Raw genomic sequence first — 1,021 nt, 5'->3', positions numbered from 1 at the left:
TACAGCATTTTTCAAGTAGATGTAGTACGATTAACTAGTCAGTGTCAGTAGAAAAAATGCAGCCATACCCCACTAGCTTTCGAGAAAAAGTCGTGCAAGCCTATCAAGCCGGGAACACCTCAATTCGGAAGGTGGCCGCTCGATTTGATGTGAGCAAAGCCTTCGTGCAAAAGATGCTGAAGCAACAGGAAGTTGAAGGACATCTTGAGCCAGGCAAACAAGGCGGAGGTATGAAGGGTGAACTAGCTGGGCGTGAGGCTCAGTTAGTTGAGATGGTCGAGCAGCACCCCGATGCGACGCTGGTAGAATACTGTGAATACTGGGGAGACACCTACCAGCAGTGGGTCAGCGCTAGTACGATGTGCCGAGCATTGCAAAAGGCAGCGTTGACGCGAAAAAAAAGACTTTACGCAGCACACAAGCCGCGAGTGAGCGAGTCCAGAAGTTACGGGGCGAGTACTGGGAACACGTGAGTCAAGTTGCCCCTGAGCATCTGGTGTTTCTCGATGAGATGGGGGTTTTACTCGGGTTAACGCGAACCCATGCGCGCAGCCGTGAGGGCACCAGAGTCTATGACCTCAAGCCGTTTTACCGAGGGGCAAAAGTCACGGTGATTGGGGCGATTTCGCTCAACCGAGTGTTAGCGGTCATGACCTTAAATGATTCAATGGACGGCAAGGCGTTTGAAGTCTTCATCCAACATTGCTTAGTTCCTCAGCTTTGGGCAGGCGCGATCGTGGTCATGGATAACTTACCTGCTCATCAGATCGCGTCCATCAAGCCGTTGATTGAGTCAGCCGGAGCCAGCGTCCTGAATTTGTCGCCCTATTCCCCGGAGTTTAATCCGATTGAACGGTGGTGGTCACAACTCAAAGCGTTCTTACGACAATTCTCTCCGACTACAACCAAGATGGTAGACACCTTGATTGCAACGGCTCTGCATTTGGTGAATCCTGAGCATCTACGCAACTGGTTTGCTGACTGTTGTTACTGTACTCCATAAACCTGAAATGTGCTGTAG

At 50.7% G+C, this 1,021-nt stretch carries 2 protein-coding genes; both read left to right on the top strand.

The features are described from left to right. Positions 1–56: 56 nt before the first annotated feature. Positions 57–473 (top strand): helix-turn-helix domain-containing protein, encoded by a 417-nt coding sequence (locus ACJ2PR_RS36090; RefSeq protein ID WP_446880670.1) that lies wholly within the window; start codon positions 57–59, stop codon positions 471–473. Further along, a complete protein-coding gene (locus ACJ2PR_RS36085) occupies positions 362–1,003 on the top strand; it encodes an IS630 family transposase (RefSeq protein WP_446880669.1) in 642 nt (213 codons plus the stop codon). Before ACJ2PR_RS36090 ends, ACJ2PR_RS36085 begins: the two co-directional genes overlap by 112 nt. Positions 1,004–1,021 lie beyond the last annotated feature (18 nt).

The organism is Phormidesmis sp. 146-33 (assembly GCF_052939515.1).
Note: the sequence above shows the minus strand (reverse complement) of the source record. Positions and strands in the feature narration are given on the sequence as shown.

Coding starts and splice junctions, on each gene's coding strand:
- ACJ2PR_RS36090 (WP_446880670.1), top strand. CDS start 57: ATGCAGCCATACCCCACTAGCTTTCGAGAAAAAGTCGTGCAAGCCTAT.